At 50.4% G+C, this 17,514-nt stretch carries 17 protein-coding genes and 1 other annotated feature; of the genes, 4 read left to right on the top strand and 13 right to left on the bottom strand.

Features of this window, described 5'->3' with window-relative positions; all coding sequences use genetic code 11:
- The first annotated feature begins 160 nt into the window (after positions 1–160).
- Entirely contained in the window at positions 161–2,140 is a 1,980-nt protein-coding gene (locus tag EIZ37_RS17645) for a bifunctional 2',3'-cyclic-nucleotide 2'-phosphodiesterase/3'-nucleotidase (protein WP_134686091.1), read from the top strand.
- A gap of 50 nt (positions 2,141–2,190) precedes the next feature.
- On the opposite strand, the gene EIZ37_RS17640 is transcribed toward EIZ37_RS17645, so the two are convergent.
- The 7 genes from EIZ37_RS17640 to EIZ37_RS17610 form a co-directional block, all read right to left on the bottom strand.
- The gene (locus EIZ37_RS17640) at positions 2,191–3,216 is read right to left on the bottom strand and encodes a phosphotransferase (RefSeq protein ID WP_134686090.1); all 1,026 of its coding nucleotides are present in this window, start codon (positions 3,214–3,216) and stop codon (positions 2,191–2,193) included.
- 8 nt (positions 3,217–3,224) lie between these two features.
- Complete coding sequence (gene safA / locus EIZ37_RS17635; RefSeq protein ID WP_134686089.1) at positions 3,225–4,496, bottom strand: SafA/ExsA family spore coat assembly protein; 1,272 nt, start codon at positions 4,494–4,496, stop codon at positions 3,225–3,227.
- Between the two features lie 413 nt (positions 4,497–4,909).
- Entirely contained in the window at positions 4,910–5,785 is an 876-nt protein-coding gene (gene pheA / locus EIZ37_RS17630) for a prephenate dehydratase (RefSeq protein WP_134686088.1), read from the bottom strand.
- A 19-nt stretch (positions 5,786–5,804) separates the two neighbouring features.
- On the bottom strand, positions 5,805–6,731 hold the full coding sequence (gene thrB / locus EIZ37_RS17625; protein WP_134686087.1) for a homoserine kinase: 927 nt from the start codon (positions 6,729–6,731) through the stop codon (positions 5,805–5,807).
- 4 nt (positions 6,732–6,735) lie between these two features.
- Positions 6,736–7,824 (bottom strand): threonine synthase, encoded by a 1,089-nt coding sequence (thrC, locus tag EIZ37_RS17620; protein ID WP_134686086.1) that lies wholly within the window; start codon positions 7,822–7,824, stop codon positions 6,736–6,738.
- Between the two features lie 2 nt (positions 7,825–7,826).
- Complete coding sequence (locus EIZ37_RS17615; protein ID WP_134686159.1) at positions 7,827–9,128, bottom strand: homoserine dehydrogenase; 1,302 nt, start codon at positions 9,126–9,128, stop codon at positions 7,827–7,829.
- Positions 9,129–9,171: 43 nt separating this feature from the next.
- Complete coding sequence (locus EIZ37_RS17610; protein ID WP_134686085.1) at positions 9,172–9,618, bottom strand: ACT domain-containing protein; 447 nt, start codon at positions 9,616–9,618, stop codon at positions 9,172–9,174.
- 183 nt (positions 9,619–9,801) lie between these two features.
- On the opposite strand from EIZ37_RS17610, the gene EIZ37_RS26045 reads away from it, so the two are divergent.
- The 3 genes from EIZ37_RS26045 (at position 9,802) to EIZ37_RS17600 (ending at position 12,652) form a co-directional block, all read left to right on the top strand.
- A complete protein-coding gene (locus tag EIZ37_RS26045) occupies positions 9,802–9,954 on the top strand; it encodes a hypothetical protein (RefSeq protein WP_167568971.1) in 153 nt (50 codons plus the stop codon).
- Between the two features lie 143 nt (positions 9,955–10,097).
- Positions 10,098–10,910 carry a DUF6492 family protein gene (locus EIZ37_RS17605; RefSeq protein WP_134686084.1) on the top strand — a complete coding sequence of 271 codons (813 nt, stop codon included), beginning with the start codon at positions 10,098–10,100 and terminating at the stop codon, positions 10,908–10,910.
- 20 nt (positions 10,911–10,930) lie between these two features.
- Positions 10,931–12,652, top strand: a complete 1,722-nt coding sequence (locus EIZ37_RS17600) for a phospho-sugar mutase (RefSeq protein ID WP_134686083.1) — start codon at positions 10,931–10,933, stop codon at positions 12,650–12,652.
- A 48-nt stretch (positions 12,653–12,700) separates the two neighbouring features.
- Here the strand turns inward: EIZ37_RS17600 and EIZ37_RS17595 are convergent, their stop codons facing one another.
- From EIZ37_RS17595 to rplU, 6 genes are all read right to left on the bottom strand, one after another.
- The gene (locus EIZ37_RS17595) at positions 12,701–14,110 is read right to left on the bottom strand and encodes a sugar phosphate nucleotidyltransferase (protein ID WP_134686082.1); all 1,410 of its coding nucleotides are present in this window, start codon (positions 14,108–14,110) and stop codon (positions 12,701–12,703) included.
- 177 nt (positions 14,111–14,287) lie between these two features.
- Entirely contained in the window at positions 14,288–15,565 is a 1,278-nt protein-coding gene (gene obgE / locus EIZ37_RS17590) for a GTPase ObgE (RefSeq protein ID WP_134686081.1), read from the bottom strand.
- Positions 15,566–15,581: 16 nt separating this feature from the next.
- Positions 15,582–16,166: a Spo0B domain-containing protein gene (locus EIZ37_RS17585; RefSeq protein WP_134686080.1), complete on the bottom strand. Its 585-nt coding sequence runs from the start codon at positions 16,164–16,166 to the stop codon at positions 15,582–15,584.
- Positions 16,167–16,393: 227 nt separating this feature from the next.
- The gene (gene rpmA / locus EIZ37_RS17580; protein WP_134686158.1) at positions 16,394–16,687 is read right to left on the bottom strand and encodes a 50S ribosomal protein L27; all 294 of its coding nucleotides are present in this window, start codon (positions 16,685–16,687) and stop codon (positions 16,394–16,396) included.
- 2 nt (positions 16,688–16,689) lie between these two features.
- Positions 16,690–17,046, bottom strand: coding sequence for a ribosomal-processing cysteine protease Prp (locus EIZ37_RS17575; protein ID WP_134686079.1), 357 nt, complete (start codon positions 17,044–17,046; stop codon positions 16,690–16,692).
- 12 nt (positions 17,047–17,058) lie between these two features.
- Positions 17,059–17,370 (bottom strand): 50S ribosomal protein L21, encoded by a 312-nt coding sequence (gene rplU, locus EIZ37_RS17570; protein ID WP_134686078.1) that lies wholly within the window; start codon positions 17,368–17,370, stop codon positions 17,059–17,061.
- Positions 17,371–17,382: 12 nt separating this feature from the next.
- Positions 17,383–17,457: a sequence feature (ribosomal protein L21 leader region), on the bottom strand.
- Between the last annotated feature and the right edge of the window lie 57 nt (positions 17,458–17,514).

Genomic DNA, 17,514 nt, shown 5'->3' with positions numbered 1-17,514 from the left:
TCCAACAAAAAGATCAGCTATACTTGCGCTTTTCAAGTATTCGCAAATATTCCGATAAGTTAACAAAGGTATAACCTTTCTTGTCTACCAATTCTTACATTTCTGTGATACATTAAAAATGTTCGTCATTAAACCTTATTTTATTGGAGGAATTCGTCAAATGAAGAAAGCTAGCAAGCAGAAGTTTGTCGGTAGTCTTCTCGCTGCGACATTGGTTGTAAGCGCTTTGTCTTTCCCATTGACTCCTGTCAGTGCGGCAACAACTTCCACGCTCAAATTGAGATTGCTGGAGACGACAGACATCCACACAAACATCGTGAACTATGATTACTATCAGGACAAAACCACAGATGAATTCGGTTTGGCCAAAACAGCGAATCTGATCAAAAAGGCGCGGGAAGAAGCGAAAAACAGCTTGCTTTTCGACAATGGCGACCTGATTCAAGGTAACCCTCTCGGAGATTATGTAGCGAAGATTGATCCGCTGCAAGATGGCGAAACACACCCTGTTTTCAAAGCAATGAACCTGCTCGACTATGATGCAGCCAACATCGGGAACCATGAATTCAACTTCGGCTTGGACCATTTGCAAAAGAGCTTGAAAGGTTCCAAATTCCCATATGTAAATGCAAACGTTTACGTAGATGACAAAGATAAAGATCCAAGCAATGACAAAAACTACTTCACTCCTTATCAAATCCTGGAGCGCACGTTCAAAGATGAAGCAGGAAAAGATGTAACCCTGAAAGTCGGTGTCATCGGTTTTGTTCCTCCGCAAATCATGGTTTGGGACAAAAACAACCTGACTGGAAAAGTCATTGCAAAAGATATCGTGGAAACCGCGAAAAAATATGTTCCGGAAATGAAAGAAAAAGGCGCTGACATTGTCGTAGCGATCGCTCACTCCGGACTCGGCTCTGCAGAAGAACCGGTTAACACCGAAAGCGCAAGCTACCAATTGACCCAAGTAGAAGGCATTGACGCCGTTCTCTTTGGCCATGCTCATGGCGTATTCCCTGGAAAAGGCTTTGACAATATTCCTGGCGTTGACAATACGAAAGGTCTCGTAAACGGCAAGCCTGCTGTAATGCCTGGCTTCTGGGGCAATAACCTCGGCGTGGTTGATATGACCTTGGAGCAAGTAGATGGCAAATGGAAAGTGGCCGATGCTGTCTCCAAAGCGGTTCCGATCTATGACAGCGCAAACAAAAAAGCACTGGTTGATGCTGATCAAACGATCGTAGATGCTGTGAAAGAAGATCATGATCATACCGTAGAGTGGGTTCGTTCCGCTGTCGGTACAACAACTGCTCCAATCCACAGCTTCTTCTCCCTCGTACAAGATGATCCATCTGTACAAATCGTAACCAATGCACAAAAATGGTACGTGGAGAAAAATATTAAAGGTACCGAATACGAAGGCATTCCGGTTCTTTCTGCTGGCGCTCCTTTCAAAGCAGGCGGACGTAGCGGCGCTTCCTACTACACCAATATTCCTGCAGGCACCATCGCGATCAAAAACGTTTCCGACCTTTACATTTATCCGAACACATTGAAAGCTGTACTGGTCAATGGTGCTACGGTACAAGAATGGTTGGAGCGTTCCGCTGGCCAATTCAACCAGATCGATCCGAAGAAAACCGAAGAACAAGCGCTCATCAATGAAGAATTCCGTACGTACAACTTCGACATCATTGATGGTGTAACGTATGAAGTGGATGTGACTGAGCCTTCCAAGTACGACCCAGATGGCAAACTGGTTAACGAAAAAGCAAACCGTATTAAAAATCTGCAATTCAATGGAAAACCTGTGAAGAAAGATGACAAATTCATCGTGGTAACCAATAACTACCGTGCAGGTGGCGGTGGTAACTTCCCAGGTCTCGATGGAAGCAATATCATCATCGACTCTCCAGATGAAAACCGTCAAGTTGTGATTGACTACATCCTGGCTAACAAGGAAATCAATCCATCCGCTGACAACAACTGGACCATCGCTCCGGTAAAAGGCGATGTAAATGTTACCTTCATCACTTCTCCAGATGCGAAGCCATTTGCTGAAAAATTGTCCAACATGAAATATATCACGACTGAACAAAGCGGTTTTGCCAAATTCTCGCTCGATCTGTCCAAAAAGTAATCGCTCGACAGCAAAAAGAAGCTGATGCCTTGTCATCAGCTTCTTTTCTTTTATCCAACAAAATGGTAGGCCCCCCATGGCGAGCGCTGCAGGATTTGATTCTCTGCAGCAAGGAACCGATTCCGTTCTTCCCGAAATCTCGCCTCCATCAGCAGCAGCTGCTGGACGTTCCGGGCACGATAGCCGGACCGCTTCCCATATACGCCGGTCACTTCCCGCAAGAAGTTATCCGGATAGCGAAGCAATTGATGGATCATCCATATTTGGTTGTCACTCAGCGGATTGATTTTATTATAAGCATCGATCCCCTCAAAGAACGCATACACCGAATAGCCGTGCAGCAAGAGGATACGCCCAAAAAACTGGACCAGATCGGCTAACTGCATATCAAAGGCAACTGTATCCAAATCAATGAGAAAACAGCTCCCTCTGTCCGCAATCAGGAAATTATGGCTGGCTACATCCCGGTGCGCAAGCGTACCTTCCATGGAAGCCTGATTCATCTCACCGATCAGTTGAATCTTGTAGGAGCGTTCAATCGTTTCCCCTGCATCCCTGAGGACGTCTTCGGACATGGCGAGAATGATTTGCTCCAACCGATTCTGAGGTCCATATCTGTGGATGGTTTCAAGAATCTGTTTAAATTCGTCAAGCCTTCCTTCCCATTTATCCAAAAGCGGCGGCTGGTATCCGGCTATGGGTATCACGTGAGGAAAACCTCTTGCTGCCAGATGAAAACGGGCCAATGTGGAAATGGAACGTTTCATATCCAGGATTAAGGAATGATTCGCTTCTCTGCCATCAATCGCCTTCATCACTGTGTAATATCGGGAACCAATGGGAATCACCTTGTTTCCCTCTGCATCGCCCACATACTGTACCGTATGATGAAATCCATGATCATGCAGGGTATCTGCCAGATCGGTCACCCAATCCGCCTTTTCTTTTTGTTTATATCCCTTCACAATCCACATTCCTCGGTCGGTTTTTGCCAACCATACATTCCTGCGCGGTCTTACCCCATGTATATGACAGCGAAACGCTTTTTGCAGAGAAGAAAGCAATCGTTTATCCATGGCGGAGCCTAGGACGATGAAGTAGAATCCTCATGTCCATGCTCCCAGTGCGGCCATACCTCATGTTGGGGTGAAGGTGCCATGAATGGAGACATGGGGTACATCGAACTGTGCATATGGCCATGGGGTGTCATGCTGGATCCGTGTCCTCCTTGATAGGGCTGCGCATAAGGTTGCTGACCCCAGGAGGAAGACGGTGAATAAGGAGCTGCTTGCCATTGCTCTCCTGCCACTTCGGTCCGATCCGATTCGACGCAATCTTCGGTAGATGCCATCGAGGATTCCCCAAACGAAGATTGATCATCGGACTCATGATGGTACGATTCATGGTGTTGGTAGTGGTAGAAGGAAGAAGACTGCGATTCCTGATGCATGGGAGACGTATGCATAGGAGACGTATACATCGGCATCATATGCATGGGCGGGAGCGGCGGACAAAGCGGCATGGTATATTGCATTTGTGGCAAGTATGGTGTAGGCCTGCATGGTTGGCAAGGATTAAAGGGCATCTGCTGCATAGGCGGGCGATAGCGCGGCTGTGGCTGTGGCTGCGGCGGTTGGACCTGTTGGATCGGCTGCTGCGGCTGTGGAATGATGTAGATTTGCGGCGGCATCGGCGGCATGACCTGTACCGGTGGCATCATCTGCCTCTGTGGAGCTGGCATTGGAGCTGGCATTGGTGCAGGCGGAGTCGCAGGTGCTGGGTAAACCGGTGGCTGATAGATCGGCGGCTGATAGATCGGTGCTTGGTATACGGGCGGTTGCATGTTTACTGGCGGCATTTGCTGGATAGGAGCTTGCGGTGCCGGCTGTGCTGGAAGCTGCGGCAGCGGAGTCGCAGGCTGCTGCGATTGAATGTTGATTTGTGGTGCTGGTGAAGGCATGGGTGGTGGCGTTGGCGATGGTGCTATCGGACGCTCCTTCGCTTCCGGCATGACTCTTTCAGGCAGCTCCATTTCAGGTGCTTCCTGACGCTCTTCCATGTCTTCCTCAATTACCCGTGGTCGTTGCTCTACCTGTGGCGGTACCACTGGCGGTTCTTCCATTTCAGGGGTTGGCACTGGTGCTTCTTTTACGGGCCGCGATGGCTCAAACTGACCTTGCTCCTCACGTGGGCGTACGGGAACGCGTCTGGATGGGATTTTAATCCTAGCCCCTGGATAGATCACATCAGGAGTTGTCAGTTGGTCGTTCAGTCGCAGCAGTTCCTGGAAATCCACACCGTACCGTTTGGCTATCTTCCACATTGTATCGCCTTTTTGCACAATATGAATCCTCACGTAGCGATTCTCCTCCAATCTCTTTCACTAAGTCCATACCATGGTATGCACCCATGGGCTTTTTGCTCTCCTCCCGAGAAAAAGAGTCCCAGCCTAAATTTGTAAGGTGGCTTTGTCGTATGAATACTGCTGTGGTGGAGGAGAAGCGCATTTTCTGGCTCCGCTTCATTCTACGTCCGCAGGGATGTTATTCTGTCCGCTCCAAAGCGAACACGCGGGAACGGCAAAAAGCAGCACCACTTCGAAGCTTACTCAAGTTTGCCCTTCGGATCCACGTGTTCGCTTCTACGCTAGGATGGACTCCGCAGGCGCTCCTCCAGAAAATGCGCTTCTCCTACGGTACGACTCCGGAAAACAGCCCAATAAAAATCAAAAAGACTGCCGGGAATGTTCCCAACAGCCTGATATCATCCTTATTCGCTCTCTGTCACTCTAGTGCGGACATATAACGGATAGGTCCCTAACTGGCGCAGCTGACAGCCAAGCGCTTCAATTTCCGCAAAAGCACCCGGCAACAAGACGTCGTCCATGTGCTGCTCGATATCAATGACGAAATAATAACTGCCCAGCCCTCTTTTTGTTGGGCGTGATTCAATTCTGGAGAGGTTGATCTTTCTCCAGGCAAATGCCGCCAGCACCTGATACAACGCCCCTGGGAAATCCTCGGGCAGTGTCACCAGGATGGTTGTCTTTTCGATCGAAGACGCCGGGAGCTCCGGTGGGTTCTGTTTGCCTACCAGCACGAAGCGCGTGTAGTTATTATCGTAATCTTCAATGTTTTGTCGGGCAAACTGCAGCGGATAGATGTCCGTCAGCAGTCGCGTTCCGATTGCGGCCCATGCCTCTTCCGGGTTCTCGCTGACGATTTTCGCAGCCATGGCCGTGCTGTTGGTATACTCGATCTCCGCTTGCGGCAGGTGCTCTTTGATAAAGTGATGGCATTGGGCTACCGCATGCGGATGTGACAGCACTTTGCGAATTTGGTTCAAGGCAAGCGGCAGGGAGCGCTTGGCCACGACCAAATGCTGAGAAATGGGAATCGCGACCTCCGCATAAATGGGGAGCTCTTCCTCATGTATCAGCCAATCCAGCGTGATATTTACGGTTCCCTCGATCGTATTTTCCAATGGCACTAAAGCGTAGGTAGCTTGATCCGTCGCGACGGCTTTCAAGGCGTCCATGATACTTGGATAAGGCTGGTACGAGATCTCTTCTTGCAAAGGCAGCGTACGGGCTGCTTCTTCTGTAAACGTCCCATTTGGTCCCAAAAAAGCAAGTATGGTCTTCATGGCATCTCCCATCCTACAATTACTCTCTCTTTTCGATCCGCACTCCTTGGTTATCTGCTGCCAGCACCATGGAACGGTAACTTATCCTGTATTTTGCCATGATTCCTTCGACGAAAGCAAGCAATCTTTCTTTTTGCTCATCCCCTGCATAGAAAAATAAAGTCGTCGGTCCTGCCCCGCTTAGCGCTGCCCCCAACGCTCCATGGTCCGTCGCATCCGTCAGCATTTCCTGCAATCCCGGCACTAGCTTTGCCCGATACGGTTGATGGAGGCGATCCCGCATCGCTTTCCCCAACAAATCCAAGCGTCCTTGTGCCAGAGCTGCGACCAACAGGCTGCTGTGTCCGATATTGTAGACAAAATCAGCTCTGCTGTAGGAGTCTGGAAGGGCTTTGCGAGCTTCCTCCGTAGACAGCCAGTAATCCGGAATCACGACAAGTGTCTGCAACCCTTCCGGTACCGGAAGCTTGACATAAGGAACGCTCGTTTCTCCTTCCTCCGGCATGCTGGCGACGACCACGCCTCCAAAAAAAGAAGCGCCGACATTGTCGGGATGCCCCTCCATGTCACTGGCCATCGCAAACAGCTGGTCCTGTGAAAACGGCTCACCCGCCAACGCATTTGCCGCTGTCAATGCTCCTACGATGGCAGCAGCACTGCTTCCCAACCCCCTTGTCAGCGGAATATGCGACTCCACTTCGATCATGAGCTCAGGAGCAGGCAAGCCTGCCTTTGCAAAAAGCGCTGCTGCAGTCTGATAAAGCAAATTGCTTTTATCCGCCTGAATCCCTTCCATTTCTTTGCCGATCAGTTTGATGGCGGTTTGATCCGCCAGCGCCATGGTAAGCTCTGTGTAAAGCTGGAACGCCATGCCCAGCGAATCAAAACCCGGTCCTAGATTAGCCGTACTGGCGGGCACTCGCACCCGCACCGATCTGACATCCACCTGCTCATTCACCTGCTTTGTCGGCCTTGATTAGCGATAGCACGGCATCACGGCTAGCCGGTACAGTACGAGGTTCCTCCGCGATTACCTTCAGCGCGATGTTCGGATCTTTCAAGCCATGCCCAGTCAATACGCAAGCAATCGTTGCCCCCTCGCCCAGCTTGCCTTCTCTGCGGAGCTTCACGATACCCGCCAGTGAAGCTGCAGAAGCCGGTTCACAGAAGATCCCCTCCTGGCTGGCCAGCATCCGGTACGCTTCCAGAATCTCTTCATCCGTGACTGCATGGATTTGTCCGTCAGATTCTCGCAAAGCCTTCAAGGCACCTTCCTTGCTCGCCGGGTTGCCAATACGGATAGCTGTCGCAATTGTTTCCGGATTGGTTACCGTTTCGCCAATCACCAGGGGAGCGGCCCCTGCCGCCTGGAACCCAAACATTCTTGGCAGCTTCTCAATCCGGCTAGCCGCCTGATACTCGACAAAACCCTTCCAGTACGCCGTAATATTTCCGGCATTGCCCACCGGGATCGCCAAAATGTCCGGCGCCTTGCCCAATGCGTCACAAATCTCAAAGGATGCTGTTTTTTGTCCTTCGATGCGATAAGGATTGACCGAGTTCACCAACGTAATCGGTTCGGATGCCGTGATGTCCCGTACGATGTTCAAGGCTTCATCAAAATTGCCATCGATCGCGATCACTTCCGCTCCGTAGGCAATCGCCTGAGCGAGCTTGCCAAGTGCGATATTGCCCGATGGAATGAGCACGATACAGCGCAGGCCGGCACGTGCGGCATAAGCGGCGGCAGCGGCTGATGTATTGCCCGTAGAGGCACACATGATCGTGGTGCTTCCTTCTTCGATCGCCTTGGCAACCGCCATCACCATGCCACGGTCTTTAAAGGATCCGGTTGGATTCAAGCCTTCGTATTTTACATAAAGCTCAACGCCCAGCTGCTTCGATAGGTTGCCAGCATACAGCAGTGGGGTATTCCCCTCATGAAGCGTCAAAAGTGGCGTGCGCTCCGTCACCGGGAGAAAAGCGCGATAACGATCGATGATTCCGGATTGTCTGCTGAAATTGATGGTTTGCGTCATGTTTATTCCTCCTCCCCTTCCACGCGATAACAGCTTTTTACTTCCACGATGATATCCAAATCAGCGAGGATGGCCAGCACCGCATCCATATCCCGCTTCGCTGCCTGGTGGGTGACCAGGATGATTTCGGCTTGTGCCCCTGCATTGTATGGCTGCTGCAGCACTTGGACAAGGCTGATATTGTTCTCCGCCAGCAATTGGGTAAGCTGGGCCAGCACACCGCGTTTATCCGTCACGATCATCCGCAAGAAATATCGGGACAGCTTGTTCGAATCATCCTTGAGCACCTTTTCTTTATATGGAGCGACCATGCCGCGGCCGTTCACACCAAGCTTCATGTTTTTCACGACCGTCACCAGATCGGATACGACCGCTGTCGCTGTAGGCAGCTCGCCTGCACCCGGTCCGTAGAACATCGTTTCCCCGACCGCTTCCCCATGAACATAGACGGCATTGAACACCCCGTTCACGGAAGCGAGCGGATGCGTCTTGTGAACCATCGTCGGCTGCACGCTTACCTCGATTTCTTCTCCGTCACGCTGAGCCAGACCAATCAACTTGACGGCATAACCCAGCTTTTTGCCATACGCGATATCTTCCCGGCTGACTTTGCTGATGCCTTTCACCTCGACATCCTCCAGGCGCAATGGCACCCGGAAGCCAAGCGTGGACAAAATCGCCATCTTGCGGGCCGCATCGAAGCCCTCCACATCGGAGGTAGGATCAGCTTCGGCATATCCAAGCGCCTGCGCCTCTTTGAGGACATCCGCATAAGCCGCGCCTTCCTCGCTCATTTTGGTGAGGATATAATTGGTCGTCCCATTGACGATGCCCATCATTTTGGTGATGCGGTCGGAAGAGAAGCCCTCTACCAGTGCACGCAAGATCGGGATTCCCCCCGCTACGCTGGCTTCATAAAACACATCACAGCCCTTTTCTTGCGCCTTTTCGAGAATCTCAGCCCCATGCAAAGCCATCAGATCTTTGTTGGCTGTCACTACATGCTTACCGTGCTCCAGCGCGGCTAATATATACTCTTTGGCAGGATGGATGCCGCCAATGACTTCGACGATGACATCGATTTGTGGATCCTGCAGCAAATCATCGGGTTTGTCCGTCACTTGCTCATCCAGCCCGTCGATGCTGCGCGGCTTCGCTTTATCTCGTACGAGGATCTTGGCTACTTCGATGCTGACCCCCGTTTGCTTGAACAGATCTTCCTGATGCCCTTGGATCAGTCGGATGACTCCGGTGCCAACGGTCCCAAACCCCATTAACCCAACCTTGACCAGCTTTCTCTCCATCACACTGCCTCCTTGTGCCTCTCTATTGTTGTTCTCCATGTTTCTATCCCCGTCCGACAATCATCGCCTTGCGTACTCCCGGCAGGTCCTGCAAGCCATCGAGAAAATCGGTTGTGGAAATGGTCAAATGTGCCATATCCACCGACATTGCGACATTGGCAATGCCCTGCAGCGGAATGGTCTGATTGATCGTGAGAACGTTTCCGCCCTGTTCGGCCACATACTGCAGCACACGCGACAAGATTCCTGAGCGATGCTCCAGCGTAAAGGAGATCGTCATGATTTTCTCGCTCATCATCGCATTGAATGGAAAAATTCCATCCTTATACTTGTAGTAAGCGCTGCGGCTCAATCCCACTCGATCCACCGCTTCATTAACCGTATCCACCTCGCCTGCTTCCAGCATTTTCTTCACTTCGATGGTCTTGGCGATGGACTCGGGAAGTATATCAGATCGTATCAAGTAGAACTTTTCTTCACGCTTTGTCATTTGTCCTCCCAGAAAAAACATTTGTTCACTTATAGAGGACATTATAGCGGACTCTTTCTTTCCTGACAACTCCTAATTCTCCGTGTTGTCGCCCAATTGCTGAGAAACGCCAATTTCTTTTCACATGAAGCTTGTTCGCTTTGCACAAAATAACCTTGATCGAATCCAAGTGAGGTGAGAAAAATGGCTGGACGAGGAAAATCGGACAAATCCGAACGACGCAATAATCACCCTGCGGCAAAACCCAGTGATCTGGACCAATTTGGCGGTGATTTCGGCGGCAAACGCATGGCCCAATCTCCCCATGTCGTCGAAGATCCAAAAGGAAACGGATAACGAATCACTGGAGTCGAGCCTCGCCCCATCAGCGGGGCTTTTGTATTTTTCGTTCACATTTCCCCCTGCTTCCGCTCCCGAACAGGCAATCGTCATTTCTCCGCCATATCATGCTCCTAGATCCCCAAAAAGGAGTTGTTACCATGCCGCCATCGAATAAACAGGCAGGCGCCAAGCGTGAAAAAATCGACGTAATCATCCCTGCGATTGAAAAGGATTTGCCCACCCTTCCTCATGTCATCGACTCCATCCGAAAGCATGTAAAGCATCCAATCGGCCAGATCATGGTCGTTTCTCCCCTCAGCAAAAAAATCAAGGCTCTTTGCCGCGAAAAGGATTGCCGGTATATCCACGAAAAGCGGCTGCTCCCCATTGGCAAAAAGGACATACACTACCGCTCGAAAAGATGGGATCTATCCGGCTGGTTGCTTCAGCAGCTGTTGAAATGGAGCGGTGACAAAATCAGTACCCAAAAAAGCTACTTGGTGATCGATGCCGATACGGTTTTGATCCGTCCCCATGTGTTCAAACTCAACGGGAAATCGGTCTTTTATTGCCGGAACTGGAGCCGCAATGAATACTTCCGCACCTACCGCCGGCTGGTTGGAAAAAAGGCGGACTCTCCCGTTTCTTTTGTCACGCATTACATGCTTTTCGAAAAAGCGAAGCTGGCACGGTTGAAAAAGATCATTGAGCGCCGCCATGGCAAGACTTGGCATGAGGCGATCTTGAAATGTATCAATCGTTCTCGGATTTTTGCCTTTTCCGAGTTTGAGACATACGGTAACTTCGTCCGTTCTACCTATCCTGACAGCTACCTGGTCCGCCGGGCCCTGAACAAGAGTCTGTACACAAATGCCTCGGCACTATCCCCGCAGCGGATCGCGAAGCTGTCCCAGAAGTATCGATCACTCTCCTTTCATAAACGAAAAGGTTACTACAAGAAAAAGAAATAGAGGAGGAACAGATACTCGCGATGGATTGGAAAAGTCATTATCAACGATGGATCAATTTCCCTGCTTTGGATAAGGAGTTGCGGGATCAGTTAGAGCGGCTGCAGCAAGATCCGCAGAAGCTGGCGGATTGCTTTTCCCAGCCGCTCGAATTCGGGACGGGCGGTATGCGTGGAGAGCTTGGACCCGGCACAAACCGGATGAATGTGTACACGGTACGGAAAGCATCGGAAGGCTTGGCTCGTTACTTGCTGGAGCAGGAACAAAGCGTGCAGCATCCTACCGTCGTGATTGCCTATGACACACGGCATAAATCCCATGATTTCGCCATGGAAGCCGCCAAAGTCATCACTCGCCATGGAATTCGCGTCTGCTTGTTCGATCGCATTTGCCCGACTCCCCTGCTCTCTTACGCCGTTCGCCATTTGCATGCGTCTGCGGGGATCGTCATCACTGCCAGCCATAATCCCCCCGAATACAACGGCTACAAGGTATATGGAGCGGATGGTGCGCAAATCGCGCTGGATACGACCGAACAGCTCACGGCCCATATCAAGAACGTGGAGGATGAATTGACCGTCGCGGTTGCCTCGGAGGAAGATATCCGTCAAAACGGTCTGCTGCACATGATCGGACAGGACATCTTCGCCAGCTATTTCGAGCAGCTGAAAGCATTGCGGCCGGCTGTGGGGAAAGGAGCTGACTTGTCCATCGTTTTTACCCCGCTTCACGGCACCACTTTCGCTTCCATTACCGAAGGACTGCGGCATTTTGGTTACACAGATGTGACCATCGTGCAAGAACAAGCCGCACCGGATCCCGATTTTTCACAGGTCGTCTCCCCGAATCCGGAAGATCCCCATGCCTTCAAGCTGGCGATCGACTATGCCAAACGAAAGGATGCGAATCTCATACTCGCTACGGATCCGGATGGAGACAGGCTCGGTGTAGCGATCAAAGATCCGAGCGGCGGGTATACGGTTCTTACAGGCAATCAAGTCGGGGCAATTTTGCTGTATTATGTACTGACGACGAAATTGAAAGCCGGTAAGCTTCCGGATAATGGTGCCGTGGTAAAAACCGTGGTTACGTCCGAGATGGGCAGGGCCATCGCCGCTGATTTTGGTCTGATGACCATAGATACATTGACCGGATTCAAATACATCGGCGAGAAAATAAAGGCGTTTGAGGCGACCAAAGAAGCTGTGTTCATCTTTGGATACGAGGAAAGCTGCGGCTATTTACTGTTCGACCTTGTCCGCGATAAAGACGCCGTGCAAACCGCACTCATCCTGGCAGACGCTTGCGCCGCTTTTCAAGCAGAAGGGAAAAGTCTTCATCAAGTCCTTTTTTCCTTATACGAAACATATGGGTATTATTCAGAAGATCTGGTCTCCCTGACGATGAAGGGGGCCGATGGTCAGAAAAAGATAGCGGAGATCCTCGCCGCTTTGCGAAGCCAACCATTCAGCACGGTCAATAGCTGTGCGGTTGCCATCGTTGAAGATTATCTGAGCGGACAACGAAAAAACGTGCTTACAGGGGAAACAGGAAAAATCATCCTGCCGGCATCCAATATGCTGAAATATATTCTGGCAGATGAAACCTGGTTTGCAATTCGCCCGTCAGGAACCGAAGCAAAGATGAAGGTTTATTTCGGGGTAAAGGGTATTTCTATGGAAGAAAGTCAACAAAAGCTGGAACGAGTAAAAAAACACGTTATGGACCACATCAAAAGTTTATAAGAGAAAAGGAAAAAGCCTTCAGAGACATTCCGCCCTCTGAAGGCTCCCCTATCCTTGCTCCTGTACATCTGCGTTTCCCTCCGGCAGTCGCCGCACCTCTTCCCATGTCGTACAGATCCGTTCCACATCGGTTTCCGCCAAATTCTCTCCCATCTGTATCTCTATCAGCTTCAGATCGTTTATCGCCCGTATTCCATGCCTGGCACCAGCCGGAATTTGAAAAACATCTCCCACACCAGCTTGCAGCAATTGATCGTCCATCGCGATTTCCCCTCGTCCCGCCACGATGATCCAGATCGTTTTTCGTTGATGATGGACATGGTAGCTTGTGTGTTTTCCTGCGCGGATCAGCATTTGTCTCGTCAGCACTTCCTGATCAGGTGCAGTCCTGCCGCTGCTCAACACTTGCACCCAGCCCCATCGTTTTTCCTGATACATGGACATGGGTACTGTATCGATTCCACTCACGATGTCTTTCACGAGATGACTTTTTGCCTTGTCTGCCATCAATATCCCATCGGGACTCACCGCTACGATTGCATGGGAAATGCCGATCACCACAACCGGGATCTCCAGCTCATTGATGACACTGGTATCATCGCAGTCTTCATGCAAATAGCCTTTGCCCAGCGGATTGTGCTCCATGACCGCTGTCAACGTATTCCACGTGCCGATGTCCATCCACTCCCCGTCATAGGGAACTACGGCGACCCGCTCTGTTTTTTCCACAATTTCATAGTCAAAGCTGATTTTCGGCAGTTTTTCGTACTGTCTTTGCAGCTCGTGATACTGGGCAGGCAGCCCTCTTGCTTGAAGTTGCTGCAGCATGTATCCCAAGCGGAAAGCAAACACCCCGCAATTCCACAGTGCCTGCTGCGTGATCAGCTGCGTGGCAATCGCTTCGGTCGGCTTCTCGATAAACTGCTTGACCCGTTTGTATGTCTGCACGGATTCATCCGCGTTCTCAGCTGCGATTGGCAGGATATAGCCGTATTTCGTGGACGGATAGTCGGGCTTGACACCAATCAATGCGATATCCATCGCTGATTGGCGAATAATCTGCTCCAGTTCTTTTACTTTCTCGAAAAAATGGTCGTCCACATAAGGGTCGACCGGCATAACAATGACAACCTCATCTACAGCAATGCTTTTCACACTGTGCAAATAAGAAGATGCCAAAGCGATCGCGGGGAACGTATCCCTTCGCTGCGGCTCGATGATGCATGGAATCTGTGCACCCAATTGATTTTCGATAAGCTCGACCTGTGACTCATTCGTTGAAAGAAGCGCATCGCCTGCAAGTCCATTCTTCTCCAGTTGTCTCCATATCCGCTGCACCATGGACTCGGCCTGCTGCCCGGAATTGGTCAGCAATTTCAAAAACTGTTTCGATCTTGAATCGTTGGACAGCGGCCACAGTCGTTTGCCTGATCCCCCTGACAGCAATACAATCTTCATCATTGCACCTCTATCGATATGATGAAATATCATATGAGGGCCTGCTGGAATCGGAGATGGGCAACCCCATCAAAAGTCAGGAAATCATCACTTGTCTCGAAAACGGGAATGCTTGGCTGCAGCAAGTCTATATACCCAAAGAAAAAAGCGCTTCTCAGCTGAGAGGCGCTTGCCTTTTTACTCGATAAATTCAAATTCCCAGGTTCCAATGCGGACGGTGTCCCCGTGCTTGGCCCCTTCACGGCGCAGGGCGTCATCAACCCCCATATTGCGCATGATGCGGACGAAGCGTTGGACAGAATCGTAGCTGTTCAAATTGGTCATCCGAACCAGCTTCTCCAGCTTGTCACCGGTCACCACATACGTATCATCTTCCATGATGATGTGGAATTCATCCGGCTCTTTCTCCGCACGGTAGACGACGCGCTCTTCCACTTCGGCTACATCTTCCACTTCCAGGCGGGTAGGAATGGTCTCCAAACGATCCGCGACTGCGTACATGAGCTCCTGGACACCCTGTCTCGTTGCTGCCGATATCGCATATACGGGCACATCAGGGAATTGTTCCTTGAACCGCTTGAGGTTTTCTTCCGCCTCTGGCACGTCCATTTTGTTGGCTGCCACGATTTGCGGACGATCCTCCAGCTTAATGTTGTACAGTTTCAGCTCTTCATTGATCTGTTTATAATCCTCAATCGGATCACGGCCATCTGTCGCCGCCATGTCAATCACATGCACAATCAGGCGAGTACGCTCTACATGGCGCAAAAATTGATGTCCCAAGCCTACGCCCTCATGTGCCCCTTCAATCAAGCCGGGGAGATCGGCCATGACAAAGCTTTTTTCGCCAAGGTCAACCACTCCGAGATTCGGCGTCAGCGTCGTAAAGTGATACGCGGCAATCTTCGGTTTTGCGGCTGTCACACTGCTCAACAGAGTTGATTTTCCGACGCTCGGATAGCCGACAAGCCCGACATCGGCGATCAGCTTCAGCTCTAAAATCACTTTTCTCACTTGACCCGGTTCCCCGTTTTCCGAGATCTCCGGAGCCGGATTGGACGGTGTAGCAAAACGCGTGTTGCCTCTGCCGCCGCGACCGCCTTTCGCGATGATCGCGCGCTGCCCGTGCTCCAACAAATCCGCGATCACTTCACCCGTATCCGCATCAGTCACCGTTGTACCCGGCGGCACACGTACGACCAAGTCTTCTGCGCCAGCACCGTGCATGTTTTTGGTGCGGCCATTTTCTCCACGAGGAGCACGGAAATGACGTTGATAACGAAAATCGACGAGCGTGCGAAGACCTTCATCTACTACGAATACTACGTCAGCGCCGCGTCCTCCGTCACCACCCGCTGGACCGCCCATGGGCACATATTTCTCCCGGCGAAACGATACAGAGCCATTCCCGCCGTCTCCGCCTTTTACTTCAATCATTACCTGATCGACAAACATGGATGTCACCCTCTTCCTATGTACGGCAAGGAATACTCAAAGCCAATACCCATTCCTGATCCGACTTTGACCATTCCTCTACAATCATCAGTGTATTTTCGCCTCTTTCCAAGAGTTTCTCCACTTCTTCATTTCCAGATTCAAAGAGACGACCCGTTAGATCAAAACGAACCTCAACCGCATGATCGTTGCTTGCAAACGAAACCAGCAAACTGTTCGCTTCATACTCCGAAACCTGCTGGTGTTCCTTTATGATGGAGATCAGCTCTGTGACCAGCGCTGCAAATCTGTCCGAGCCCATGACGAGTGTCGAAAGGTCAGTCTGATTCGCAACCTCCACTTCCAAGAGCAGATCTTTATGCAACGCATTGAACGTGAGGAATAGCACGGCCAGTGGAGGACAATTGATGCGAGCGATCATGCTTTCCTGACAGACCAAGCTGGTAATGCGTTGCAAATACTCTTCACCTTGTTCTGGTTTTCCCAATCGCAAATACCCTAACAAAACCTGGAAATGATTCAACCAGTCATGGCGCTGATGATTTAACACCTGCAACAGCAGATCGGTCTGTTCCGTAAATACTTTCAACTCGCCTTTCATCAATCCTCACCCGTACTCTTCACATTTTTTAACGTACCACTAATTGTAACACAAGATAGTCGTGTGACCTATAAGAAAAACTACAATAGAAGTCCTCTCAAAGAAGTTATCGAGTCCTCTTTATGAAGTAGTTTTTCGCTGTATCGGAATGATGAATCATGAGGTGAACCCTTTCTGATACAGTAAAAAAACCCAGCGGCTAGGCTGGGTTTTTATGCGTGCATCCATTACGCTTCAGTTGCAACTGGTTCGATCACAACTTGTTTGCGATCACGACCCAGACGTTTGAAGCGAACGATACCATCTGCAGTAGCAAACAGTGTGTCGTCCCCACCGATACCAACGTTTGTACCAGGGAAGATCTTCGTTCCGCGTTGGCGAACCAAAATGTTGCCCGCTTTTACGAATTGACCGTCACCACGCTTGGTGCCAAGACGTTTCGCGATGGAGTCGCGTCCGTTCTTTGTGGAACCTACCCCTTTTTTGGAGGCGAAATATTGCAGGTCCAAATTCAACAGCATTTTCATTGTGAAGCACCTCCTTGCCATTTTGGATCTTTCACTGAAACATACCTGGCATACTGCTGGGCGATGCTAATCAAGGCGATTACCATGCTTTCGGCAAGCAATTGTTGTTTTTCATGAAGTGCATCATCCGCAGTAGAAGCTAGTCTCCAACGAAGATACCCGCCATCTTTCGCAGCCTGCTGTATGTCAGGTGTTATCCCGAGCAGATGATCGATTCCGTTCAAAATCCCGATGCTGACTGCCGATACACCGGCGCAGACAATGTCCTCGCCGTGCCGGGCCGCATTGGCATGTCCGGTAATCACAATCTCTGCGATACCAGTTTGATTCCGTGTTACAGTCACTTCAATCATGATTCACCGTAATTAAGCGTTGATTTTTTCAATCACAACTTTGGTGAATGGTTGACGATGACCTTGTTTGCGACGGTAGTTTTTCTTGGCTTTGTATTTATACACGATAACTTTTTCACCTTTACCGTGTTTTTCTACTTTACCAGTTACCGAAGCACCTGCAACAGTAGGAGCACCTGCTGTTACTTTGCCGTCTTTGCTCACAAAGAGAACTTTGTCGAAAGTAACCGAGTCACCTTCTGTAGCAGCCAGTTTCTCGATGAAGAGAACTGCGCCTTCCTCTACTTTGTATTGCTTGCCACCTGTTTCGATAATAGCGTACATATCTGCACCTCCTCTTATACTCAGACTCGCCTACCCAGGTGCGACCTCAGCCGGCTTTGAACCTGTCTCGTGCGGTTACAGTATCCTTGTGCAGATGATCTGCCAAGCATAGCTGCATGAACAAAGAATAGAATAACACGGAGC

The sequence above is a fragment of the Brevibacillus migulae genome (assembly GCF_004521915.1).
GTDB classification, from domain to species: Bacteria; Bacillota; Bacilli; order Brevibacillales; family Brevibacillaceae; genus Brevibacillus_F; species Brevibacillus_F migulae.
This window is presented reverse-complemented; position numbering and strand designations above follow the sequence as displayed.